The sequence below is a fragment of the Pseudomonas sp. PDM22 genome, assembly GCF_014851965.1.
In the GTDB taxonomy this organism is placed as follows: Bacteria; Pseudomonadota; Gammaproteobacteria; order Pseudomonadales; family Pseudomonadaceae; genus Pseudomonas.
This window is the reverse complement of the sequence record NZ_JACVAR010000002.1, coordinates 32,730-56,840: the sequence shown is the minus strand read 5'-3', so window position 1 is coordinate 56,840 and position 24,111 is coordinate 32,730. Positions and strand designations below refer to the sequence as shown.

Below are 24,111 nucleotides of genomic sequence, written 5' to 3'. Positions count from 1 at the left end.
GTCCGCAGGAGCGTTGGGCCACCATAGCCAAGGATGAACGAGTGTTCAACAGCGTTTTCCGACATCAGCCATGTCGTTTTCAGACCGTTCACTCAAGTGACTCCTCACCTTCAGGTGCGACACGTCGCAATTCGACCGACGAACGGAATCACGACATCCACTTAACGGCTTCTTAACGATCTCCCCCGTAGCGTTCTCTCACCCCCTGACAGAGCCGTGACGGCCTTTGGAACACCACATGGAAATGCCCTTCCTCCCCTTCTCCCGCCCCAGCATCGGCGAGGAGGAGATCCAGGCAGTCAATGAAGTCCTGCGCTCGGGCTGGATCACCACCGGGCCGAAGAACGCAGAACTGGAGCAACAGTTCGCCCAGTCGATCGGCTGCCGCCACGCCGTCGCGCTGTCCTCCGCTACCGGCGGCATGCACCTGGCGCTGCTGGCCCTGGGCATCGGCCCGGGTGACGAGGTGATCACCCCGTCGCAGACCTGGGTCTCCACCGTCAACATGATCAGCCTGCTGGGCGCCACCCCGGTGTTCGTCGACGTCGACCGTGACACCCTGATGACCGACGCCGCCCGCATCGAGGCCGCGATCACCCCGCGTACCCGCGCCATCATCCCGGTGCACTACGCCGGCGCCGCCTGCGACATGGACCCGATCGACGAGCTCGCCCTGCGCCATGGCATCCCCGTGATCGAAGACGCCGCCCACGCTGCCGGCACCTTCTACCGTGGCCGCCCGGTAGGCCAGCGCGGCACCGCGATCTTCTCCTTCCACGCGATCAAGAACCTCACCTGCGCCGAGGGCGCCATGTTCGTCAGCGATGACGAAGTCCTGGCCAACCGCGTACGTACCCTGAAGTTCCACGGCCTGGGCGTCGACGCCTACGACCGCCTGACCCACGGCCGCAAGCCGCAGGCGCAGGTGGTGGAGCCGGGCTTCAAGTACAACCTCACCGACATCAACGCCGCCATTGCCCTGGTCCAGCTGCCCAAGCTCGAAGCGATCAACGCCCGCCGCGCCGAACTGGCCGCCGGCTACGCCGAGCGCCTGGCGCACCTGCCCGTGCAACCGCTGGCGGTGCCGGACTACCCGCAGCATCACGCCTGGCACCTTTACGTCCTGCGCATCGACCAGGAGCGCTGCGGCATCGACCGCGAAGCCTTCATGCAGGGCCTGCAGCAGCGCGGCATCGGCAGCGGCATCCACTTCATCGGCAGCCACCTGCACAGCTACTACCGCCAGCGCTACCCGCGCGTGCAACTGCCCAACACCGAGTGGAACTCCTCGCGGATCGTCTCCATCCCGCTGTTCCCCGACATGACCCAGGCCGACCAGGACCGTGTGGTCGACGCCATCGAAACCCTGCTTCGGTAACGCCACCGTGAAACCCTATCCGATCCATCGCGTGTCCATCGTCATCCCGGTGTACAACGAAGAGGCCAGCCTGCCCGAGCTGCTGCGCCGGACCACCGCCGCCTGCGAACAGCTGGGCCGCGACTACGAGATCGTGCTGATCGACGACGGCAGCCGCGACAGCTCCGCCGACCTGCTGCAGGAAGCCGCGCAGGCGCCGGGCAGCCATGTGCTGGCGGTGATCCTCAACCGCAACTACGGCCAGCACGCGGCGATCATGGCCGGCTTCGAGCAGTGCCAGGGCGACCTGGTCATTACCCTAGACGCCGACCTGCAGAACCCGCCGGAAGAAATCCCGCGCCTGGTGGCCGAGGCCGCCAAGGGCTACGACGTGGTCGGCAGCGTGCGCCAGCAGCGCCAGGACTCCGCCCTGCGCCGCTGGCCGTCGAAACTGATCAACCTCGCCGTGCAGCGCTCCACCGGCGTGGCGATGAACGACTACGGCTGCATGCTGCGCGCCTATCGCTCGAGCATCGTCAAGGCGATGCTCGCCTGCCGCGAGCGCAGCACCTTCATCCCGATTCTGGCCAACAGCTTCGCCCGCCACACCAGCGAGATCCTCGTCGCCCACGCCGAGCGCGAGCACGGCGAGTCGAAGTACGACTTCCTGCGCCTGATCAACCTGATGTTCGACCTGGTCACCTGCATGACCACCTCGCCGCTGCGCCTGCTGTCCTTCGTCGGCGGCGGCATGGCGATGGCCGGCTTCGCCTTCGCCCTGATGCTGCTGGTGCTGCGCCTGCTGTTCGGCGCCGCCTGGGCCGGCCACGGGGTGTTCGTGCTGTTCGCCGTGCTGTTCATGTTCACCGGCGTGCAGCTGGTCGGCATGGGCCTGCTCGGCGAGTACCTGGGGCGCATGTACAACGACGTGCGCGCCCGCCCCCGCTTCTTCATCGAGCGCATCGTCCGCACCGAGACGCCGCGCGCCCCGATCACCGCTTCTTCCCCTTCTTTCGAGTCCATCCAGCCATGACCCAGCAGACCATCGTCTTCGCCTACCACGACTTCGGCTGCGCCGGCATCGAGGCCCTGCTTGCCGCCGGTTACCAGATCGACGCCGTCTTCACCCACGCCGACGATCCGAAGGAAAACCGCTTCTATGGCTCCGTAGCGCAGCTCTGCGCACGCCTGGGCATCCCGGTGCACGCTCCGGAAGACGTCAATCACCCGCTGTGGGTCGCGCGCATCCGTGAGCTGCAGCCGCAGTACATCTTCTCCTTCTACTACCGCCACCTGCTCAGCGAAGAGCTGCTGGCCTGCGCCGCCAAGGGCGCCTACAACCTGCATGGCTCGCTGCTGCCGCGCTACCGTGGCCGCGCCCCGGCCAACTGGGTGCTGGTCAACGGCGAGACCGAGACCGGCGTGACCCTGCACCGCATGGTCAAGCGCGCCGATGCCGGCGGCATCCTCGCCCAGCAGAGCGTTGCCATCGGCGCCGACGACACCGCCCTGGTGCTGCACGGCAAGCTGCGCGAAGCCACCCGCGAGCTGCTCGCCTCCGCCCTGCCGCGCCTGGCGCGCGGCGAGCTGCAGGAAGTCGCCCAGGACGAATCCCGCGCCAGCTACTTCGGACGCCGCACCCCGGCGGACGGCCAGCTCGACTGGAAACGCCCGGCCCGCGAACTGCACAACCTGGTGCGTGCCGTGACCCAGCCCTACCCCGGCGCCTTCGCCCCGGTGGGCGATCGCAAGCTGATCGTCTGGAGCTCGCGCGTCGCGGCCGGCAACAACGGCATGGCGCCTGGCTCGGTGCTCTCGGTCGATCCCCTGCGCATTGCCTGCGGCGAAGACTCGCTGGAAATCCTCTCCGGCCAGCAGAATGACAGCGGCCTGTTCCTCGCCGGCCCGCAACTGGCCCGCGAGATGGGCCTGGTGGATGGCTCGCGCCTGCACGGCGCCGCCGGCAAGCCCAAGCGCAAGACCCGCGTGCTGATCCTCGGCGTCAACGGTTTCATCGGCAACCACCTCTCCGAGCGCCTGCTGCGTGACGGCAACTACGAGGTCTATGGCCTGGACATCGGCTCCGACGCCATCGAGCGCCTGAAGGGCAACCCGGACTTCCACTTCGTCGAAGGCGACATCAGCATCCACACCGAGTGGATCGAGTACCACATCAAGAAGTGCGACGTGGTCCTGCCGCTGGTGGCCATCGCTACGCCCATCGAATACACCCGCAACCCGCTGCGCGTGTTCGAGCTGGACTTCGAGGAAAACCTCAAGCTGGTGCGCTACTGCGTGAAGTACAACAAGCGCGTGATCTTCCCGTCCACCTCCGAGGTGTACGGCATGTGCACCGACGCCAACTTCGACGAGGACAAGTCCAACCTCATCGTCGGCCCGATCAACAAGCAGCGCTGGATCTACTCGGTCTCCAAGCAACTGCTCGACCGAGTCATCTGGGCCTACGGCCAGAAGGGCCTGAAGTTCACCCTGTTCCGTCCGTTCAACTGGATGGGCCCGCGCCTGGACCGACTGGATTCCGCCCGTATCGGCAGCTCCCGCGCAATTACCCAGCTGATCCTGCACCTCGTGGAAGGCACCCCGATCCGCCTGGTCGACGGCGGCGAGCAGAAGCGCTGCTTCACCGACGTGGATGACGGCATCGAGGCGCTGGCGCGCATCATCGACAACGAGGGCAGCCGCTGCGACGGGCAGATCGTCAACATCGGCAACCCGGACAACGAAGCCAGCATCCGCCAGCTGGGCGAAGAGCTGCTGCGCCAGTTCGAGGCCCACCCGCTGCGCGACCAGTTCCCGCCCTTCGCCGGCTTCCGCGAAGTGGAAAGCCGCAGCTTCTACGGCGACGGCTATCAGGACGTGTCGCACCGCAAGCCGAGCATCGAGAACGCCCGTCGTCTGCTGAACTGGCAGCCGAGCGTGGAACTGGCCGAGACCATCGGCAAGACCCTGGACTTCTTCCTCCGCGAAGCCCTGGCCGAACGCGCCGGCGGTGTGCCCCACGCCTTCCCGCTGAAGAAAAGCATCGCCTGATGAGAGCGGGACTGCGCATCGACGTCGACACCTACCGTGGCACCCGTGATGGCGTGCCCCGGTTGCTGGACATGCTCGAGGAAGCCGACGTAAAGGCGACCTTCTTCTTCAGCGTCGGCCCCGACAACATGGGCCGGCACCTGTGGCGCCTGATCCGCCCGCAGTTCCTGTGGAAGATGCTGCGCTCCAACGCCGCCGGCCTCTACGGCTGGGACATCCTCCTGGCCGGCACCGCCTGGCCAGGCAAGCAGATCGGCCGCGACCTGGGCCACCTGATGCGGCGCGCCCAGGACGCCGGCCACGAAGTCGGCCTGCATGCCTGGGACCACCACGGCTGGCAGGCCAACGCCGGCCGCTGGAGCGCGCAGCAACTGGAGCAACAGATCCGCCGGGGCGTGGACACCCTCGCCGACATCCTCGGCAACCCGGTGGAGTGCTCGGCGGTGGCCGGCTGGCGCGCCGACGAGCGCACCGTGGAAGCCAAGGAGCGCTTCGGCTTTCGCTACAACAGTGATTGCCGCGGCCGCTCACTGTTCCGTCCGCGCCTGGCCGATGGTCGCGCCGGCACCCCGCAGATCCCGGTGGACATGCCTACCTTCGACGAAGTCGTCGGCCCGCAGGTGGCGCCATCCGCCTTCAACGACTACATCCTTTCCCGCTTCGACATGGACGCCTTGAACGTTTACACCATTCACGCCGAGGTCGAGGGCATTCTCATGGCCCACGACTTCCGCCGCTTGCTGGCCCAGGCACGGGCCGGCGGCATCCGCTTCGTTCCGCTGGGCCGTCTGCTGCCGGACGACCCGACCACCCTGCCCGTCGCCAGCCTGGTGCGTGGCGAACTGGCCGGCCGCGAAGGCTGGCTGGGGGTGCAGCACGCATGAAGCGCCTGGCCTACCCGTCCCTGCTAGCCGCCTTCGTACTGTGCATCCTGCTGCCGATGGCCTTCCACGGGCTGTGGATTCCCGACGAGTCGCGCAATGCGCAGATCAGCCAGTCCATGCTGCAGAGCGGCGACTGGGTTTCCCCGCACCTGCTCGGCCTGCGTTACTTCGAGAAGCCCACCGGCGGCTATTGGCTGACCGCCGCCAGCCAGGCCGTGTTCGGGCAGAACCTGTTCGGCGTGCGCTTCGGTTCGGCATTGGTAACCGCACTGAGTACCCTGCTGGTCATCCTGCTCGCCCGCCGGTTGTGGAACGACCCGCGCCGCACCTGGGCCGCGGGCCTGCTGTACCTGAGCTTCGGGCTGATCGCCGGGCAGGCCGGCTACGCCAACCTCGACCCGCAGTTCACCTTCTGCGTGAACCTCAGCCTCGGTGCCCTGTGGTTCGCCTTCGACGCCAGAACCACCCGTGGACGCTTCGCCGCCTGGAGTCTGCTGGGCGCCGCCTGCGCCTTCGGCTTCATGACCAAGGGCTTCCTGGCCTTCCTCCTGCCGGTGCTCGTCGGCCTGCCCTATGCCGTGCTGCAGAAGCGCTTCGGCGAACTGCTGCGCTACGGGCCCCTGGCGGTGCTGGTCGCCGTACTGGTTGCCGCGCCCTGGGTGCTGCTGATCCACGCCCGCGAACAGGACTTCTGGGACTTCTTCTTCTGGCATGAACACATTCGCCGCTTCGCCGGGGAAGACGCACAGCACGGCCGACCGATCTGGTTCTTCGTGCCGCTGCTGTTCGCCAGCGCACTGCCCTGGGCGGTGCTGATCTTCCCGGCGCTGCGCAACGGCCTGCAGGGCTGGCGTGATTCCAGGCTGGTGTTCCTGCTGCTGTGGCTCGTCATGCCCTTCCTTTTCTTCAGCCTGGCCAAGGGCAAGCTGCCGACCTACATCATGCCCTGCTTCGCCCCGCTGGCCCTGTTGATGGCCGACGCCATCGGCCGTGCGCTGCAGCAACGCAAGCTGATCGCGCTGAAACTCAACGGCGCACTCAACCTGCTGCTGGGCAGCAGCGCGCTGGCCGGCCTGGTGTTCATGCAGGCCCGCCACCCGCAGTACCACGACGAACTACCCAGCGTGCTGATGGTCGCCCTGGTCTGCATCGTCTGGCTGCTGGCCGGCCTGCTGCAACTGCTGCGCCCCAGTCGCTACTGGGCGGCGCCGGCCTTCGCGGCCTGGCTGCTGGTGGCGCTGGTGCCCAACGCGATGCCGAACAAGATGGTCAACAGCAAGATGCCCGACCAGTTCATCGCCGAGCACCTGGACCAGCTCAAGGGCGCCCGCAGCCTGTTGAGCAATGACCTGGGCGCCGCTACCGCCCTCGCCTGGCGTACCCAGCGCAGCGACATCACGCTGTTCAACACCGAAGGCGAACTGAAGTTCGGCCTGGGCTATCCAGAAGGCCAGGGCCGCAGCATTGCCCCCGAAGGCATCCACGCCTGGATCGAGCACGCCCGCGCCGAAGGCCCCATCGGCGTGATCATGCGGGTCAACAGCGCCAGCGACGAAGCCGAACTGGCCATGCTGCCCAGCGACGCCATCAGTTATCGACAGAACCACCTGGTGGTCCTGCTGATTCCGCAGGCCGCGCCATGACCGCCCTGCTGCTGGCCGGTGCCTGCCTGCTTACCTGCATGGGCCAGCTGGCGCAGAAATTCGCCGTGGAAAGCTGGCGCGATGCTCCCTCGAGCGTGGTGGCGAAGCTTTTCTCGCCCTGGCTGCTGCTGGCGATCGCCTGCCTGGGCTTCGGTCTGCTGCTCTGGTTGCTGGTCCTGCAGCGCCTGGAGGTAGGCGTCGCCTATCCCATGCTGAGCCTGAACTTCGTGCTGGTGACGCTCCTGGCAAGCCGTCTGTTCGGCGAACGCATCGATGCGCGCCACTGGTTCGGCGTCGCGCTGATCGTCGGTGGCGTCGCCCTGCTGGGGATGCACTCGTGAAGCGCGGCATCGCCTTCGCCCTGGGCAGCGTGCTGCTGGTGAGCGGCGCGCAGCTGGGCATGCGCTGGAGCATGACGCGCCTGCCCACGCACTGGCCGTTCGACCTCGCGCAACTGGACCTTGCCGCCCTCTCGGCGCTGGCCGGCGCGGTACTGGCCTACGCGCTGTCGATGCTCAACTGGCTGCTCGCCCTCAAACACCTGCCGCTGAGCCGCGCCTATTCGCTGCTGAGCCTGAGCTATGCCGTCGTCTACCTCGGTGCCGCTTTGCTGCCGGGCTTCGGCGAACCCCTGAGCCTGCCGCGCACCCTGGGCGTCGCCCTGGTGATCGCCGGCGTGATCGCAATCAACGCGCCACGCCGCCCTGACAGAACAACCGTCATCAAACCCAGCGACGCTCGCTCCGAGCGCGCGCAGTTCGACTGACCCCAATCCCGCTTCGAGTCCCTATCCGGGAGAGCACAACATGAAAATCAGCGTATTCGGAATCGGTTATGTGGGCCTGGTGCAGGCCGCGGTCATGGCCGAAGTGGGCCACGACGTCCTGTGCATGGACATCGACGAAGACAAGATCGCCAAGCTCAAGCGCGGCCAGATCAGCATCTTCGAACCGGGTCTCGCCGAGCTGGTGAAGGACAACCTGGAAGCCGGACGCCTGCGTTTCACCAGCGACGTCGCCGAGGCCGCCGGCCATGGCCGCGTGCAGTTCATCGCCGTCGGCACCCCGCCGCTGCCCGATGGCTCCGCCGACCTGCGCGCCGTGCTGGCGGTTGCCGAGGGCATCGCCCGCAACCGCACCCAGCCGGTGATCATCGTCGAGAAGTCCACCGTGCCGGTGGGCACGGGCGATCGCGTGAAGACCAAGGTGCTGGCGGTGCTCGCCGAAGAAGGCCGCAGCCTGGACTTCGAGATCGTCTCCAACCCCGAGTTCCTCAAGGAAGGCTCGGCGCTGGCCGACTGCCGCAAACCCGACCGCATCGTCATCGGCTGCGAAAGCGCCGAGGTGCTGGACGTGATGCGCGAGATCTACGAGCCGTTCAACCGCAACCACGACCGCATCCTGACCATGAACCTGCGCAGCGCGGAACTGACCAAGTACGCCGCCAACTGCATGCTCGCCACCAAGATCAGCTTCATCAACCAGATCGCCGAGCTGGCCGAACACCTGGGCGCCGACATCGAAGCGGTGCGCCAGGGCATGGGCGCCGACCCGCGCATCGGCTACCACTTCATCTACCCCGGCTGCGGCTACGGCGGCTCGTGCTTCCCCAAGGACGTCCAGGCCCTGATCCAGAGCGCCGAGGAAGCCCACTGCTCCAGCGACCTGCTGCGCGCCGTGGAAGCGGTGAACCAGCGACAGAAGAGCAAGCTGTTCGAGCGCATCCGCAGCTACTACGGCGGCAAGCTCAAGGGCCGCACCTTCGCGCTCTGGGGCCTGTCGTTCAAGCCCAACACCGACGACATGCGCGACGCTCCCAGCCGCACCCTGATGGAAGCCCTGTGGGAAGCCGGCGCCAAGGTCCGCGCCTTCGACCCCGAAGCCATGCCCGAAGCGCAGCGCCTGTACGGCCACGATGAACGCCTGACCCTGATGGGCACGCCGGAAGCCACCCTGGGCGGCGCCGATGCGCTGGTGATCTGCACCGAGTGGCGGCAGTTCAAGGCACCGGATTTCGAGCTGGTGGCCAGCCGCCTGAAGACCCCGGTGATCTTCGACGGTCGCAACCTGTTCGACCCCGAGCGCGTGGCGCGCTACGGCTTCGAGTACTTCCCAATGGGCCGTGGCGACTCGCACCGCCTGCCGGTGCCGGCGCAGGTCGTCGAGCAACGTCAGCGACGCAGCGCCTGACCGAAGCTGAACCCGCAGGAGCGGACTTCGTCCGCTCCTGAGTCAGTGCAAGCTTCGTTACACCTGCCCCATCACCATCATCGGCGCCGCCTCGCCGCGCTTGAGCAGCGCATAGAGCACCCCGGTCACCACGCTGCCCGCGGCGATCGCCAGCAGGTAGAGCAGCGCGTGGTTCATCGCGTTGGGAATCAGCAGCACGAACAGGCCGCCATGGGGCGCCAGCAGCTTGCAGCCGAACAGCATCGACAGCGCGCCGGTCAGCGCACCGCCGGCGATGCTCGCCGGGATCACCCGCAGCGGATCCTTCGCGGCAAAGGGAATCGCCCCTTCGGAGATGAAGCACAACCCCAGCACCAGCGCGGCCTTGCCCGCCTCGCGCTCGCTCTGGGCGAACTTGCGCCGCGCCAGCAGCGTAGCGATGCCCATGCCGATGGGCGGGACCATACCGCCGGCCATCACCGCCGCCATCGGCGCGTAGCTCTGCGAGGCGAGCAGGCCGACCGAGAACGCATAGGCCGCCTTGTTGATCGGCCCACCCAGGTCCACGCACATCATCCCGCCCAGCAGCAGGCCGAGCAGGATGGCGTTGGTGGTGCCCATGCCGGCGAGGAAGTCGGTGAGCGAACGCATCATCGCCGCTACCGGCGAACCCACCACGTAGATCATCACCAACCCGGTGAACAGGCTGGCCAGCAAGGGAATGATCAGGATCGGCTTGAGCGCCGCGACGCTGGCAGGCAGCGGAATCCACTGGGCAATTGCCCGCGCCGAATAGCCCGCGAGCAGGCCGGCGACTATGCCGCCAAGGAAGCCGGCGCCCAGCGTGCTCGCCAGCAGCCCACCGATCATCCCCGGCGCCAGGCCCGGACGGTCGGCGATGGACCAGGCGATATAGCCCGCGAGCATCGGCACCATCAGCTTGAACGCCGCGTCGCCGCCGATCTGCATCAGCGCCGCCGCCAGGGTGCCCTGCTGCTTGAAGGCCTCGATGCCGAAGACGAACGACAACGCGATCAGCAGGCCGCCGGCCACCACCATCGGCAGCATGAAGGACACGCCGGTGAGCAGGTGCTTGTAGACCCCCCGCGCCTCATTCCTGGTTGGCGCTGCACTGCTGCCGGCAGATGAAGCGGACTCCACCGTCGCTTCCTTCAACGCGCGTTCGATAGTCGCCTGCGGCTGCTTCAGCGCAACGCCAGTGCCACAACGGAAGATGCGCTTGCCGGCGAAACGCTCGGGGTTGACCTCGATGTCGGCCGCCAGCAGCACCACATCGGCGGCCGCGATTTCTTCCGCGGTCAGCGGATTGCGCGCGCCCACCGAGCCCTGGGTTTCCACCCGCAGTTCGACGCCCATCTGCTGCGCTGTCTGTTGCAGCGCCTCGGCCGCCATGAAGGTATGCGCCACGCCGGTCGGGCAGGCGGTCACCGCCACGACGTTCGCCGCGCGCTCCACTGCGACCGGCGCGCTCGAAGGCTCACCGGGCTGCCAGACCTGCGCCTCTTCCTGCGCTCGCTGCAGGAAGCTGGCGGGCTCGGCCAGTGCCTCGGCCGGCCGGGCCTGGAGCAGACGTTTGCCGGCGAAGCGCGAAAGCTCCAGCGGCTGCGTAGTGACCACCAGCACCCAGTCGGCCGCGGCGATCTGGCCTTCGCTCAACTGGCGCTCCGGATGCTGCGGGTCGCATTGCTCGACACACACCGACCAGCCCAGGCGCTCCGCCGCCGCACGCAGCAGGCGGGCGCTGAGCACGCTGGAAATCTGGCCGTTGGGGCAGGCCGTGATCAGGGCAAGGTTCATCGTCATACCTCTTGTTGTTCTATCGCTCAGGACAGCGCCTGAACCTGCACCGCGTCTTCGATGCGCTGGAGCCGCTGCGCATCGCCGATGCCAAACTGGAACTGGGTGACCGCCAGCGCAGCCACCGCCGTGGCCCGGCGCAACACGCGCTCGGCCGGCCAGCCGGCGAGCAGGCCATGGACCATGGCGGCCAGCAGGGAATCGCCGGCACCCACCGTACTGGCCACTTCCACCTTCGGCGGCAGCGCCTGCCAGACGCCCTGCGGGCTGAACCAGCGCACGCCCTCGGCGCCCTGGGAAAGCACCACCTGCTCGATCCCGCGAGCGCGCAGCGATTCGACCTGGGCGGTCGATTCCTCGGCGTTGCCGGCGAGTTGTCCACAGGCCTCGGCCAGCTCCTGGTCGTTGGGTTTGATCAGCCAGGGCGCGGCTTCGATGCCCGCGCGCAGGGCTGCGCCGCTGCAATCGAAGGCGACCTTCAGGCCATGCCCCTGCAAGCGCAGCAACAGCTCGCGCAGCCACTGGGGATCGACCCCGCGCGGCAGGCTGCCGGCAACCACGGCGATCTCGAAGTCGGCGGCGACCAGGTCGAGGCGATCCAGCAACGCGTCCTGCTGCGCCTCACCGACCTCGGGACCGGGCCCGTTGATATCGGTGATGCGTCCGGTGCCCTCGGCGAGCTTGATGTTGCTGCGGGTTTCGCCCGGCACACGAACGAAAGCGTCGATGAAGCCGCGACGGCGAAAGAGAGCTTCGAAGGGCTGCGCGTTGTCCGCACCGAGGAAGCCGGCGACGGTCAGGGAATGCCCAAGGTCGGCCAGCACCTGGGCGACGTTCACGCCTTTGCCGGCGGCCTGGCTGAGCACCGACTCGCTGCGATTCACCTCGCCGGGCGCAAGCGTCGGCAGACGCACAGTGAGGTCCAGTGCGGGGTTCAGGGTCAGGGTCAGGATGCGGGCCATCAGTGCACCTCCGGCAGCGCGAGGGCGACACTCTGGCGAACGTCCGCCGCCGAGCACAGGGTCAGGGCGGCTTGCGCCAGTTCGCGGGAAGTCGACAGGTCCAGCTCGCGGACGCGCGCCTTCACCAGGGGAATGCTGCGCGCCGAGACGCTCAGCTCGTCCACTCCCAACCCAACCAGCAAGGGCACCGCCAGCGGGTCGGCGGCCAGTTCGCCGCACACGCCCACCCACTTGCCGTTGGCATGGGCAGCGCGCACGGTCATGTCGATCAATTGCAGCACCGCCGGGTGCAGGCCGTCGGCCTGGGCGGAAAGGCTAGGATGGCCACGATCGATGGCCAGTGCGTATTGGGTCAGGTCATTGGTGCCGACGCTGAAGAAGTCCACCTCGCGCGCCAGCACCGGCGCCAGCAGCGCGGCGGACGGCACCTCGACCATGATGCCGAGCTGCAGATCGTGCTCGCCGCCAAGCTCCGCGCAGAGTTCGAGGGTGAGATCACGGGCCTGTCGCCACTCCTCCACCTGCCCGACCATGGGGAACATGATGCGCAGCGGGCGGCCGGCGGCGGCAGTCAGCAGGGCGCGCAGCTGGGTGCGGAAAATCTGCGGGCGCTGCAGCGTGAGGCGCACGCCACGGATACCCAGGTAGGGGTTGGTTTCCTCGGGGATCGGCCAGTAAGGCAGCGGCTTGTCGCCGCCCACATCAAGGGTGCGCGCCACCAGCGGGCGCCCTTCGAGGGCGTCGAGGACACGCCGGTATTCGAGCTCCTGGGTCGCCTGGTCCGGCGCCTGGGGGTTGTCCATGAAGACGAACTCGGTGCGCAGCAGGCCCACGCCTTCAGCGCCCAGCTCCACGGCTTTCGCTGCACCGGCGGTGTCGCCGAGGTTGGCGCAGATTTCCACGGCATGGCCGTCGCGGGTGACTGCCGGCTCATGACGGCGCGCCTCGGCCTGTTCGGCGCGGCGCTGGCGCAGGTCGCGCTGGGTCGCGGCGACGTGCAGCGTTTGCGCATCCGGCGCGATGCTCAGCTCGCCCTTCTCGCCATCCAGCAGCAGGGCCGTGCCGGACTCCAGCGCCAGCACGCTTGCCCCGGCGCCCACCAATGCGGGAATGCCCAGCGCGCGAGCGATGATCGCGCTGTGCGAAGTCGCACCGCCGCGCGCAGTGACTATGCCAGCCACGCGTTCCGGGTCCAGTCGCGCCACGTCGGACGGGCCGACTTCATCCATCACCAGGATGTAGGGCTCGTCGGGTTCCACGGCGCTCTCGACGCCACACAGGCGCGCCAGCACCCGCCGACCGACGTCGCGCAGGTCCGCCGCACGCTCGGCCAGCAGCGCGTCGCGCAGGGCCTCCTGCTCGCCGGCCACGCGCTCGATCACCTGGCTCCAGGCCGCTTCGGCGCTGGCGCCTTCGGCCAGCCGCGCCTGCACCTCGTCGAGCAGTTCGGGGTCGTCCAGCAGGGCCTGGTGGGTGACGAAGATGTCGCGGATGGCCTTGACCTGGCTGCGCTCGACCAGGGTTTCGATCTCCCGGCTGATGGCCGTGCGCGCCTCTTCCAGGCGCTGGCGTTCGACCTCCGCCGACTCGCCGCGCGCGGCGAACTCGAAGACGCGGGCGACCTGCACGTAGGCCGGGCCATGGGCAATACCCGGCGACGCGGGGATGGCCTGGAGCTGCGCGCCCGCTTCGGGAGCCCGCACGGCCTGCAATTCCTGCTCGTCCACCTGGATGCTTTCGACGATCAGTTCGAGCGTTTCCGGCAGCGGTTCGACCTCTTCGCCCAGGCCCTGCTCCACCGCCACACGGACGGCGGCCAGCGCGGCTTCGGCGATTTCCGGCTCGGCGAAGAACTCCAGCATCTGCCCGCGCCGTGCGCCGAGGCTGAGCAACTTGCTCAGGCTGCGGATCGACACCGGGGCACTATCGCCCTCGGCGATACGCACGCGGATTTCCCCGCTGAAGTCCCGCGCGAGCAACATCAGTACCTGCGCCGGGCGCGCGTGAAGACCATGGGGGTTGGCCAGCGGCACGCGGATGCTCGGCCAGTCCACCGGCAATTCGCCGCCCAGGGCCTCCAGCACAGTGCGAACGGAAGTGGCGCTCGCCAACTCGCCGGCGCGGCCATCCACCAGCAGGTCGCACAGGCGCGCGAACACCGCATCGTGGGCGTTGCCCTGGCGGGCCAGGCAGAACAGGCCGCGCACCGGCTGGCCAGCGTGGCTCAGCTCGCGCGTGGGGGTAACGAAGACGAGACCTGAGCGCGTGACGCATTGCTCGCTGTCCTGCCACCAGAGCCCGGCCCCCAGCGGCAGGGCCTCCTGGTCATGCAGCGCGGCGGCGAAGCCGGGGACGACGCAGCCGGCCTTCTTCAGGCGACGGGCGCCGACCAGGGCGAGTTCGTCGAAGTCTTCCGCGGCGACACCCAGGCCGACCAGGTGCTCGTCGAACAGCAACGGCTGCGGCGTTCCACCTTGCAGCAACTGCAGCAAGTCTTCGGGCTTCTGCGCTGCACGCAACGCCGCACCCACTTCGCCGTCACCCAGCGCACGGGTGAGCAATTGCAGCAGGCGCAGGTGTTCGTCGGACTTGGCGGCAATGGCGATGGCCAGGTGCACGGTCTGTCCGTCGCCCCAGTGCACGCCCTCGGGGAAGTGCATCAGGCGCACGCCGGTGCGCTGCACCAGGTGACGGGTTTCCGGAGTGCCGTGGGGAATGGCGATGCCCTGCCCGAGGTAGGTGGAGCCCTGTGCCTCGCGGGCCTGTATTCCGGCGAGATAGCCGGGAGCAACCAGTCCGTCGTCTTCGAGGGCGGAGCCGAGCATGGCCAGGGCGGCCTGCTTGTCGGCAGCGCGCTGGCCCATGCGGACCTGCTGCGCGTTGAATTCGAGCATCGCTTGTCTCCTCACCGGCGTTCGCGCACGCCGGCGCTGGGGCGGTTATCCGCTTGTACGGTGATCAGCTTAGAGGTTGCGGCGCAGGAACAGGGTTCAGGCAATACTGCGTGCGCAATGCTGAATCGTTTCACCTATTGAGACTGGCACGTTACTCGATAATGCGTGATCCTTGAAGCCCCCAATTGTCGGCAGCATCCCGCGTTGAAACTCAGTGATATCGCCCGCCTGGCCGGTGTTTCGGTCACCACCGCCAGCTACGTGATCAATGGCAAGGCCGTCCAGCGCCGCATCAGCGCCGCCACGGTGGAGCGCGTGCGCGCGGTAATCGAGGAGCACGGCTACCACCCGGACCAGCAGGCCGCCAGCCTGCGCCGCGGGCAGACCCGCACCCTGGGCTTCGTCCTGCCGGACCTGGAGAACCCCAGCTACGCCAAGCTCGCCAAGCTGCTCGAACAGGGCGCACGGGCGCGCGGCTACCAGCTGCTTATCGCCTGCTCCGACGACGAGCCGGACACCGAGCGCCAGGTGCTCAACCTGTTCCGCGCGCGACGCTGCGACGCACTGATAGTCGCCAGCTGCCTGCCCGTCGGCGACGAAAGTCACGCACGCCTGCAAGGCGACGGCGTGCCGATCATCGCCGTGGACCGCCAGCTCGACCCGCAACGCTTCTGTTCGGTGGTCAGCGACGACCGCGACGCCAGCCAGCGCCTCACCGCCAGCCTGCTCAAGCCGGCGCCGCGCAGCATCGCCCTGCTCGGCGCACGACCGGAGCTGATCATTTCCCAGGAGCGCGCCGCGGGATTCCGCAGCGCCCTGCGCGACTACCGGGGCCAGGTGCTGATCGAGCACGGCGAGACCTTCAGCCGTCCCTGCGGCCGCCGCCTGATGGAAGAGCTGCTGGCTGGCCAGGGGCAGTTGCCCGACGCGCTGATCACCACCTCCTACGTGCTGCTCGAAGGCGTCTTCGACGTGCTCCAGGCCCTGCCCAGCGGCTGGCCGGCGGAGCTGCGCATCGCCACCTTCGGCGATACCCAGCTGCTGGACTTCGTACCACTGAAGGTCAACGCCATTTCCCAGCAACACGCACTGATCGCCGAGCGCGCCCTGGACCTGGCGCTGGCCGCCATCGAACAGAACAGCTACACCCCCGGTGTGCACCCGATCCCGCGTAACCTCAAGCTGCGCACGGAGTGAGCCGATGCGCCTGATCGACACCCACAACCACCTCGACTGCCCGGACTTCGAGCAGGACCGCGCCGCCGTACTGCAACGCAGCCGCGAGCTGGGTGTGGAGCGACAGGTGCTGCTGGGAGTGTTCCACGAGAACTGGGAGGACGTCTGGGCACTGGTGGAAACCGAGCCGGACCTGTACGCCGCCCTCGGCCTGCACCCGATCTACCTGGCGCGGCACCGGCCGGAACATCTGACAGCACTGCGCGAGTGGCTGCAGCGCCTGGCCGGGCACCCGAAGCTCTGCGCGGTGGGCGAGATCGGCCTGGACTATTACCTGGAGGACCTCGACCGCGATGGCCAGCAGGCCATCTTCGAGGAACAGCTGCGCATCGCCATGGACTTCGAGCTGCCGGTGCTGCTCCACGTACGCCGCGCCCATGCAGCGATGATCGCCACGCTCAAGCGCTACAAGCCCGCCCGCCAGGGCATCATCCACGCCTTCGCCGGCAGCCGCGAGGAAGCCCGCGAATACCTCAAGCTGGGTTTCCGCCTGGGCCTGGGCGGCGCACCGACCTGGCCGCAGGCCAACCGCCTGCGCAAGGTGGTGCCGGAGATTCCGCTGGAGTCCATCGTGCTGGAGACCGACTCGCCGGACATGGCGCCGTCGATGTACCCCGGCGTGCGCAACAGCCCGGAGCATCTGCCGGATATCTGCGTGGCACTGGCGGAGTTGAAGGGCGTCAGCCCGGAGGAGCTGGCCAGCGCCAGCACGCGCAATGCGCTGGAGTTGTTCGGCTGGAGCTGAGTGCCCCCTGTAGTAGCGCCCAATGAGCGCGATCACGGGCATGGCCCGCTGCTACAGGTAAAGGTGGATTCACCGACAAACCGATGCCCGTGAGATGGGGTGCATCCGTGCGACCCACGGACATCGGTCTGCTGGCGAAAACCTCGTTGCGAAGCGGACTGCCACGTCCGCCCCGGATCTGTCAGATCAGACGCGGAACGCGCCGATCAGTCGCTTGAGCTCCACCACCTGCCCGGCCAGTTCGCGGCTGGCGCGCTCGGTCTCGCTGGCGCCTTCGGAGGTACGCTCGCCGGCCTGGTTGATCTCGACGATGTTCTGGTCGATGTCATGGGCCACGGCAGTCTGCTGCTCGGCGGCGGCGGCGATCTGCTGGTTCTGGTCAACGATGGCGCCCACCGCCTGGAGGATGTTCTCCAGCGCCTGCTGCACCTGGGCCGACTGGCTGACGGTGCCGTCGGCAGTCTGGTGACTGCTGCCCATGGCCTTCACCGCCGCGCCCACGCCGTTCTGCAGGCGCGCGATCATCTGCTCGATCTCTTCGGTGGACTGCTGGGTGCGCTTGGCCAGGGTGCGTACTTCGTCGGCCACGACCGCGAAGCCCCTGCCCTGCTCACCGGCACGCGCAGCCTCGATGGCCGCGTTGAGCGCCAGCAAGTTGGTCTGCTCGGCGATGCCCTTGATCACGTCGAGTACGCGGCTGATGGAGGAACTGTCGGCGGCCAGCTGGTTGATCACCGCCACCGACTCGTCGATCTCGCCGGCCAGGCGCTGGATGCTGCCCACCTGGGATTCCACCAGGGCGCGGCCGCTGGTGGTTTCCTGGTTCACGTTGTGCGCGCTGCCCACTGCCACAGCGGCGCTGCGCGCGACTTCCTGGGCGGTCGCGGCCATCTGGTTCATCGCCGTGGCGACCTGCTCGATCTGGTTGCGCTGGCCGGCCACCGCCTGGTTGCTCTCGGCGGAAACCGACTCCACGCGCACGGTCTGCCGCTCCACTTCGCTGACGGTGCGACCGACCTGCTCGATCAGGTCGTGGATCTTCGACACCGTCTGGTTGAAGGCATCGCCCAGTTCACCCAGTTCGTCGCGGCTCTGGGCCTGGAAGTTGACGGTCATGTCGCCGGAAGCGACGCGCTCCATCATCTTGCCCAGGCTCTTCAGGGTGGTGCGGGTGGAAACGTAGAAGCCTCCGTAGAGGTAGACGATGGAGACGAACACCACCAGCAGCGCGACGACCAGCAGCACCATCTGCCGCTGCTTGCTGGCCAGGCGGGACTGCAACTGGCCATCAAAGAATTGCAGGACATGGTCATCCAGGCGATAGGTCTGATCCATCGCCTTGCTGACCTGCTCGTAGAAGTCGAGCCACGGCGTGTCGAGGGTGTCGGCCATCACCACCTTGTCCTCGAACAGTTTGCCCATGCTCTTGATCGTTTCGCGGCTCGCCTGGGCGTCGTCGGACAGCGCGCTCTGCGCCGCCGGGCTCGCGCCCAGGGCTTCCTGCAGCTTGAGCCCGTACTCGGCGTGCAGCTTCTCCAGCTCCTGCAGCAGGTCATCCAGCTTGCCGCTGGTGGAAGAGTTGAGGAAACCCTGCCCCAGCGCGCTGGCCCCCATGGTGCGCCCCTGGCTGAGGGTTTCAGTAACCTGCGGGGTACCGGAGGTGATCAGCTCGGCGAGCTGGCGCAGGTCGCGGGCGTCGTCCTGGCTCAGGCCGGCCTGGGATACCAGCAGCTTGTTGAAGACCTGCACTTCGCTGAGCAGGCGCGCGGCCATGGCCGACTTGCTCTGCAGCGACCCCTCGGCGTCCACCCCCTTCAAGCTGGCCAGCAGTTCGTCGCGCTTGGCATTGAACTCGGCGATCTGCTCGGCGTCCTGCGTGACCGGCTGCAAAGCGCCGATCTGTGCCTGCAGGTCCTTGTGCAATTGGCCGATGCGCGAATCGATGCCCGCGGACTTGTTGGACTGTCCGAGAATCCCATTGATCTGCAACAGGTCGTTGTAGGACTCGAGGTGGCGGCGAATCTTCAGGCCGTCGCTGATCAGCGACAGGCTTTCCAGTTCGGCGCGGGTACTGACGAACTGCCCGTAGGAATCGCGCACCAGGTAGAAGTTGGTAATCAGCATCGGCAGAAAGAACAGCACACTGATCAGGCTGAACTTCATGCCGAAGCTCAGACGGTTCATCAGCGCGATGGCCGGATAGAGCACGGTCCTCACGAAAGACGTCTCCTGTTCCCGTTATTGTTATGTCGCTTGTCGGGGATGGTACGGCGCGCCCCTGGACGGGCCGTCGCCACGAGCGCTCACCGGCCGGTCACTGTCCTGCAGTGGCCGTCACCTCACGCTTTGGTTTCGATGTGTACCTGATATCGGCGGGGAGTTCTGTAACTTAAGGTTAAAATGCCATCATCGGACCGGCGGGCGCCGGCCCGATCCGCGGGCTCAGAGCAGCAGTGTCCAGATCGCGAAGATGGCGTACCAGAGCACGGCAGAGCGCACCAGCAGCTGCCACAGCGCATCCAGGCTGGCGACGCCCTTGGCGCCCAGGCCGCCTTCGTTGAAGTCTTCGGCGACGTAGCCGGCGCGGGCCAGCAGACGAGCGGCAGGCACGTCCCAGGCCAGGAGGTCGTGCAGCAGGGTGCGGGTCACCGCGACGAAGTTGCCCACCAGGGCGAAACTCAGCACCAGCGCACGCGACGGCAACCAGTCGAAGGCATGCCGCAGTTGCGCGGCGCGCTCCTGCAGCGCCGGCTGGCGACCCTGCTCGGCGGCGATGGCGAGCAGCCGGTAGGCCAGCGCGGCCACCGGGCCGAGCAGCGCGTACCAGAAGATCACGGCGAAGAAGGCCTGGTAGGCCTCCCACACCAGCGTGCCCTGGACCACAGCCAGCAGGTCGTCGTCGCCATCGGCCTGCACCTGCACGCCCAGGTCGCGCTCGGCGACGTGGTAGGCGGCCTGGGCATCTTCACGGCGCCAGGCATCGCGGAACGGTCCGATGGCGCGCAGCACGTCACCACGCCCCAAGCTCCAGACCACCACCAGCAACTGCACCGGCAGCGCCAGCAGACCGTAGGCGACCGGTTCGAGAAGAGTCAGCAGCAGTGCGAGCAACAGCAGCGGCGGCAGGATTGCCACCAGCAGGCCGAGCCAGGGTTGCGCCACCAGCGACTTCACGCCGCCCACGGTATCCAGCCAGCCGAGCCACCAGCCGTCGCGCTGAACCTTTGCCCGCCAACCGGAGAACTTCTCGACCAGCAGGACCAGCAACAACACCAGGAAACTCATGTCGGCTCCTTCTTCAGGCCGGCGCCAATATCGGCAAAATAACGTGTCCAGTCGAACGCCTCGCCCGGGTCGGTCTTGCGCTCCGGGGCGATATCGCAGTGGCCCTGGATGCGCTCCGGGGTGATGGCCGGGTACGCCTTGCGCAATTGCCGTGTCAGTTGCGCCAGCACCTCGTACTGACGCTCGCTGTAGGGTTCGGTATCGGTGCCTTCGAGCTCGATGCCGATGGAGAAGTCGTTGCAGTTCTCCCGGCCGTCGAAGCGCGACACGCCGGCATGCCAGGCGCGCGCGTTGCAGGAGACGAACTGGAACAGTGAACCATCGCGCTCGATGAGGAAATGCGCCGAGACGGTCAGGCTGCAGATGCTGGCGAAGTACGGATGCTCATCGGCGTCCAGGCGGTTCTGGAAGAACTCCTGCACCTTGCAGGTACCGAACTGGCCGGGCGGCAGGCTGATGTTGTGGATCACCAGCAGCGAGACTTCCTCGCCATCGGGGCGCGCGTTGAAGTTCGGCGAGGGGCAGCGCTGGGCTTCGAGGCACCAGCCGGATTCGGGGTCGATCTGCATGGAGACTCCTTGGCAGAGCCCCACTCTAAAGCAGGCGACGGGGGAAATGAACTCGCTGGCACGCGGCCAGCGGGCTCAGGCGTTCTTCAGGCGGCGCAGGTTGCCGATCACCGACTCCAGGGCGCGGTCGAACAGCAGCGCGTCGTCGAGCAGGCGCACGGCGTTACGGCGGAACTCGACGGCCAGGCTCATGCGGGTCTTCTCCAGCACCTTCATGCCGGTGCGGTTGACGAAGATGTAGCGACCGCTCGGGCGGATCACCGCAGCCAGCTTGCAGCGCAGCTTGTGCTCTTCGTCTTCCTGGATTTCCACCCAGCTGCCGACGCGCAGGTCGTCGACCTTGCGCAGCGACTCGTCGTCGTCGGCAAAGGCCTCCTCGGGCTCTACGGCGCGGGGCGGTTCCGGCGAGGCGAGGACGATCTCCTCGACCACCGCCACCATGGCTGGCTGTGCAGGTGCAGGCGCGACGGCTGCTGGTGCATCCAGCGGGTCGTCGAGCAGCGGCAGGTCGTCTTCCAGATCGAGCAGCGGCGCTTCCTCGACCTGCTTGTAGCGCTGGAAGGCCTGCACATGCAGCCCTTCCAGGCGACTGAAGAATTCACCGGTGGAGAACGGATCGAAGGCGGCCGAAGCCAGGCCTTCGCGCAGCGACTTGAGCAGTTGCGGGACCATTTCCAGCAGGCGCAGACGGGAATCCGGATCTTCGTGGGGCTCGACGCTCCAGATCAGGTCGTCCATGGTCGCCAGCGCGGCTTCCCACTCGCTGGAGTGAGTGCCGTGCTTCAGGCAGGTGAGCAGCAGGACCTGGCTCCAGGCCTCCTGCAGCAGGCGCACCACCACTTCGGGCAGGGTGCGGCCCAGCAGGCGCTCATTGAGCACACCTTCAACGTCCTGGCGGGCCAGTTCGGCGCGCGCGCGGCCCTCCTCGGCGTCGCGGGTGCGCTGCTCCAGCAGGTCGCTGCGACGGCGCTCGTCGCCGGTGAAGGAGATGAACTCGTCGAGCAGCTCGGAGAAGATCGCCGGGTCGTCGACGAAGTCGTTCAGCAGACGCATCACCACCTGCTCGATCTTCTGGTACAGGTGGTCACGCTGGCCATCGGACTGCTCCGCCCAGCCCAGGGCGGCCGAGGCGATCTCGTTGAGCAGGCGACGCGCCGGGTGGCTGCCACGGCTGAAGAAGTTCTTGTCGAGGACCGCAACCTTGAGCATCGGGATCTGCATGCGGCCGATCAGGGCCTTGAGCGAATCCGGCAGGGTGCGGTCATCGAGAATGAATTCGAAGAGCATGGAGACGAGGTTGATGACGTCTTCGTCCACCTGGCCGACCACGCGGGAACGGCCGCTCTTGCTGCTGACGCGGGTCAGCAGGTGATCCAGGTGCTGGCGCACGTCGATCTCGTCGATGCTCTGCGCCGGCAGATGCGACTGCAGGTGGGACAGCAGGCGCATCAGGTCATTACTGGAAATAGGCACCGCATCGGCCGGCATCGGGCGTGCCGGGGCAGCACTGCCGCGCACTTGCGAGAGCAGATCGCGCAAGGCAGCGAAGGCGGCCTGGCTGTCGGCATCCATGTACTGGCCGGGGACGCCCTGCTCGCCCACTTCAGCGGCAGCAGAGGACGGCGCGGCCCCCTGGCTACCGGGTACGGTACGTTGCGGCGGACGGCGCAGCGGGACGGATTTCAGCTCCGGCAGCACGCCCAGCGCGATCAGCGTCTGGTTGGCTTCCGCGTACAGGTGCTCGGCGTCGGCCAGCACGTACTTCTCGAAGAGCTTGAGGATGATCAGCTTGACCTTGATCTCCACGCCCAGGCCGCGGCAGGCATCGAGGAAAGCCTCGCACAGCTGGCGCGGACCGAGCGGGTTGCTCTTGTCCTCGACCTTCTTGCTGACCAGGGTATTGATACGGGTAGTGAGATGCGTGAGGGCGACACCGTCGCGGCTAATCACCTTGGCAACCATGGCGTCCAGGGCGACGGACTCTTCCAGTTCGTCGTTCTGCACCAGGGTGAGATTTTCGTAGGAAACCGTATCCAGCACCGGCGCGCGGCCGATTTCATACTGGTTCAGGTTGGCGAAATTCTCGAAGACCTTCTGCAGGAAGCCGCGCTCGATGCCCTTGCGCTTGAGGCGCAGGTCGCGCATGGCTTCGAAGTAGGCGCTCTGTTCGGCGTTATTGGCGGCGCGATCGGCCATCTCGAACAGGGTGTCGTCGGCGTTATCGAACAGGGCCTGCATGGCATGACGCAGCTGGACGGCGACCTTATCGCGGACAGCGACGAGCCCCGCCGGAACGCGTCCAGCGAACGAAGTCTGCGAGGTTTCCGTGGCCGACTTGTTCAGCGGCACTACGTTCGCGTCGTTCTGCATCGCAAGTCTCCTGCCGTCAGACCTGTCTGGCGGCACCAACAGTCATCGAAGCGTCATCCGTAACGTCAATTTAGTGGCGTCAAAAAGCGGAAAGATTCAACGTCATTATAGGGAAGCTTCTTACACAACCAAGAGACATTTCACGCATTCTTGAAGAAATTCACACTGAAGCGCCCGCCGTCCGTCCGACAGATTGTACGACGGTCCAAAAAGCTGCCCTCCCTGCACGCCGCCCGCCGTCCCCCGTATAATCGCGCCACTGCGAACAGGAGCCTTCCATGCCGAACCTCACCCTCGCCGAGCTTTCCGGGGAAATCCAGGCCAACGTCCGCGCCGCACTGGCCGAAGACGTCGGCAGCGGCGACATCACTGCCCAGCTGATCCCTGCCGAGCGCGACGCCAGCGCCCGCATCATCACCCGCGAGAACGCCACCCTCGCCGGCACCGCCTGGGTCGACGAGGTATTCCGCCAGGTCGATCCGCGCGTACTGGTGAAATGGCAGGTCCGCGATGGCGAGCAGGTCAGCGCCGACCAGACCCTGTTCACCCTGGAAGGCCCGGCCCGCGCCCTGCTTACCGGCGAGCGCAGCGCGCTGAACTTCCTCCAGCTGCTCTCCGGCACCGCCACCCGCGCCCGGCACTATGCCGACCTGGTGGAAGGCACCGGCGTGAAGCTGCTCGACACCCGAAAGACCCTGCCGGGCCTGCGCCTGGCGCAGAAGTACGCGATCACCTGCGGCGGCTGCCATAACCACCGTATCGGCCTGTATGACGCTTTCCTGATCAAGGAAAACCATATCGCCGCTTGCGGCGGTATCGCCCAGGCCATTGCAGCGGCTCACCGGATCGCTCCCGGCAAGCCGGTGGAGATTGAAGTGGAAGACCTCGACGAACTGCGCCAGGCCCTGGAGGCCGGCGCCGATATCGTCATGCTCGACGAGCTGAGCCTGGACGACATGCGCACCGCCGTCGCCCTCACCGCTGGCCGCGCCAAGCTGGAGGCCTCGGGCGGCATCACCGAGAGCAGCCTGCGCACCATCGCCGAGACCGGCGTGGACTACATATCCATCGGCACCCTGACCAAGGACGTCAAGGCGCTGGATCTGTCGATGCGGCTGAGCCTGTAAAA

The 24,111-nt window shown here is 67.2% G+C and carries 18 protein-coding genes and 1 pseudogene; 11 read left to right on the top strand and 8 right to left on the bottom strand.

The window, feature by feature from the left end:
• Positions 1-238: 238 nt before the first annotated feature.
• Genes arnB through IB255_RS05910 form a run of 8 tightly spaced genes read left to right on the top strand, consistent with a single transcriptional unit; the run spans position 239 to position 9,124 of the window.
• Positions 239-1,378, top strand: coding sequence for a UDP-4-amino-4-deoxy-L-arabinose aminotransferase (gene arnB, locus IB255_RS05945; RefSeq protein ID WP_081517399.1), 1,140 nt, complete (start codon positions 239-241; stop codon positions 1,376-1,378).
• 7 nt (positions 1,379-1,385) lie between these two features.
• Complete coding sequence (gene arnC / locus IB255_RS05940) at positions 1,386-2,390, top strand: undecaprenyl-phosphate 4-deoxy-4-formamido-L-arabinose transferase (protein WP_081517398.1); 1,005 nt, start codon at positions 1,386-1,388, stop codon at positions 2,388-2,390.
• Positions 2,387-4,408, top strand: a complete 2,022-nt coding sequence (gene arnA, locus IB255_RS05935) for a bifunctional UDP-4-amino-4-deoxy-L-arabinose formyltransferase/UDP-glucuronic acid oxidase ArnA (RefSeq protein ID WP_081517397.1) — start codon at positions 2,387-2,389, stop codon at positions 4,406-4,408. The genes arnC and arnA overlap by 4 nt, the downstream gene beginning before the upstream one ends.
• Complete coding sequence (arnD, locus tag IB255_RS05930; protein ID WP_412548114.1) at positions 4,405-5,292, top strand: 4-deoxy-4-formamido-L-arabinose-phosphoundecaprenol deformylase; 888 nt, start codon at positions 4,405-4,407, stop codon at positions 5,290-5,292. Before arnA ends, arnD begins: the two co-directional genes overlap by 4 nt.
• Positions 5,289-6,935, top strand: coding sequence for a lipid IV(A) 4-amino-4-deoxy-L-arabinosyltransferase (arnT, locus tag IB255_RS05925; protein WP_081517395.1), 1,647 nt, complete (start codon positions 5,289-5,291; stop codon positions 6,933-6,935). Before arnD ends, arnT begins: the two co-directional genes overlap by 4 nt.
• Positions 6,932-7,276, top strand: a complete 345-nt coding sequence (gene arnE / locus IB255_RS05920) for a 4-amino-4-deoxy-L-arabinose-phosphoundecaprenol flippase subunit ArnE (protein WP_081517394.1) — start codon at positions 6,932-6,934, stop codon at positions 7,274-7,276. Before arnT ends, arnE begins: the two co-directional genes overlap by 4 nt.
• Positions 7,273-7,701 carry a 4-amino-4-deoxy-L-arabinose-phosphoundecaprenol flippase subunit ArnF gene (arnF, locus tag IB255_RS05915; RefSeq protein ID WP_081517393.1) on the top strand — a complete coding sequence of 143 codons (429 nt, stop codon included), beginning with the start codon at positions 7,273-7,275 and terminating at the stop codon, positions 7,699-7,701. Before arnE ends, arnF begins: the two co-directional genes overlap by 4 nt.
• Before the next feature lie 40 nt (positions 7,702-7,741).
• Positions 7,742-9,124 (top strand): UDP-glucose dehydrogenase family protein, encoded by a 1,383-nt coding sequence (locus IB255_RS05910; protein WP_081517392.1) that lies wholly within the window; start codon positions 7,742-7,744, stop codon positions 9,122-9,124.
• Positions 9,125-9,181: 57 nt separating this feature from the next.
• Here IB255_RS05910 and IB255_RS05905 read toward each other — a convergent pair whose 3' ends face one another.
• From IB255_RS05905 to ptsP, 3 genes are read right to left on the bottom strand one after another with little or no spacing between them, the layout of a single operon-like run.
• Positions 9,182-10,921 (bottom strand): PTS fructose-like transporter subunit IIB, encoded by a 1,740-nt coding sequence (locus IB255_RS05905; protein ID WP_081517391.1) that lies wholly within the window; start codon positions 10,919-10,921, stop codon positions 9,182-9,184.
• A 26-nt stretch (positions 10,922-10,947) separates the two neighbouring features.
• Positions 10,948-11,883 carry a 1-phosphofructokinase gene (gene pfkB / locus IB255_RS05900; protein WP_081517390.1) on the bottom strand — a complete coding sequence of 312 codons (936 nt, stop codon included), beginning with the start codon at positions 11,881-11,883 and terminating at the stop codon, positions 10,948-10,950.
• Positions 11,883-14,777, bottom strand: a complete 2,895-nt coding sequence (gene ptsP, locus IB255_RS05895; protein ID WP_081517389.1) for a phosphoenolpyruvate--protein phosphotransferase — start codon at positions 14,775-14,777, stop codon at positions 11,883-11,885. The genes pfkB and ptsP overlap by 1 nt, the downstream gene beginning before the upstream one ends.
• A 204-nt stretch (positions 14,778-14,981) precedes the next feature.
• Here ptsP and cra point away from each other — a divergent pair, with 204 nt between their 5' ends.
• A complete protein-coding gene (cra, locus tag IB255_RS05890) occupies positions 14,982-15,974 on the top strand; it encodes a catabolite repressor/activator (protein WP_081517388.1) in 993 nt (330 codons plus the stop codon).
• A gap of 4 nt (positions 15,975-15,978) precedes the next feature.
• Positions 15,979-16,758, top strand: a complete 780-nt coding sequence (locus tag IB255_RS05885) for a TatD family hydrolase (protein WP_081517387.1) — start codon at positions 15,979-15,981, stop codon at positions 16,756-16,758.
• Between the two features lie 186 nt (positions 16,759-16,944).
• Here IB255_RS05885 and IB255_RS31175 read toward each other — a convergent pair whose 3' ends face one another.
• The 5 genes and pseudogenes from IB255_RS31175 to IB255_RS05865 all read right to left on the bottom strand — a co-directional run bounded on the left by IB255_RS31175 (position 16,945) and on the right by IB255_RS05865 (position 22,982).
• Positions 16,945-17,649 (bottom strand): methyl-accepting chemotaxis protein, encoded by a 705-nt coding sequence (locus IB255_RS31175; protein WP_412547969.1) that lies wholly within the window; start codon positions 17,647-17,649, stop codon positions 16,945-16,947.
• Positions 17,650-17,802: 153 nt separating this feature from the next.
• A pseudogene (locus IB255_RS31170) lies at positions 17,803-18,006 on the bottom strand (HAMP domain-containing protein); the annotation flags it as partial.
• Between the two features lie 1,194 nt (positions 18,007-19,200).
• Positions 19,201-20,043, bottom strand: a complete 843-nt coding sequence (ampE, locus tag IB255_RS05875) for a regulatory signaling modulator protein AmpE (RefSeq protein ID WP_192209877.1) — start codon at positions 20,041-20,043, stop codon at positions 19,201-19,203.
• Positions 20,040-20,612, bottom strand: coding sequence for a 1,6-anhydro-N-acetylmuramyl-L-alanine amidase AmpD (gene ampD / locus IB255_RS05870; RefSeq protein WP_081517384.1), 573 nt, complete (start codon positions 20,610-20,612; stop codon positions 20,040-20,042). The genes ampE and ampD overlap by 4 nt, the downstream gene beginning before the upstream one ends.
• A gap of 75 nt (positions 20,613-20,687) precedes the next feature.
• Positions 20,688-22,982, bottom strand: coding sequence for a DUF1631 domain-containing protein (locus IB255_RS05865; RefSeq protein WP_081517383.1), 2,295 nt, complete (start codon positions 22,980-22,982; stop codon positions 20,688-20,690).
• Between the two features lie 278 nt (positions 22,983-23,260).
• On the opposite strand from IB255_RS05865, the gene nadC reads away from it, so the two are divergent.
• Positions 23,261-24,109, top strand: a complete 849-nt coding sequence (gene nadC, locus IB255_RS05860) for a carboxylating nicotinate-nucleotide diphosphorylase (RefSeq protein ID WP_081517382.1) — start codon at positions 23,261-23,263, stop codon at positions 24,107-24,109.
• Positions 24,110-24,111: the final 2 nt, after the last annotated feature.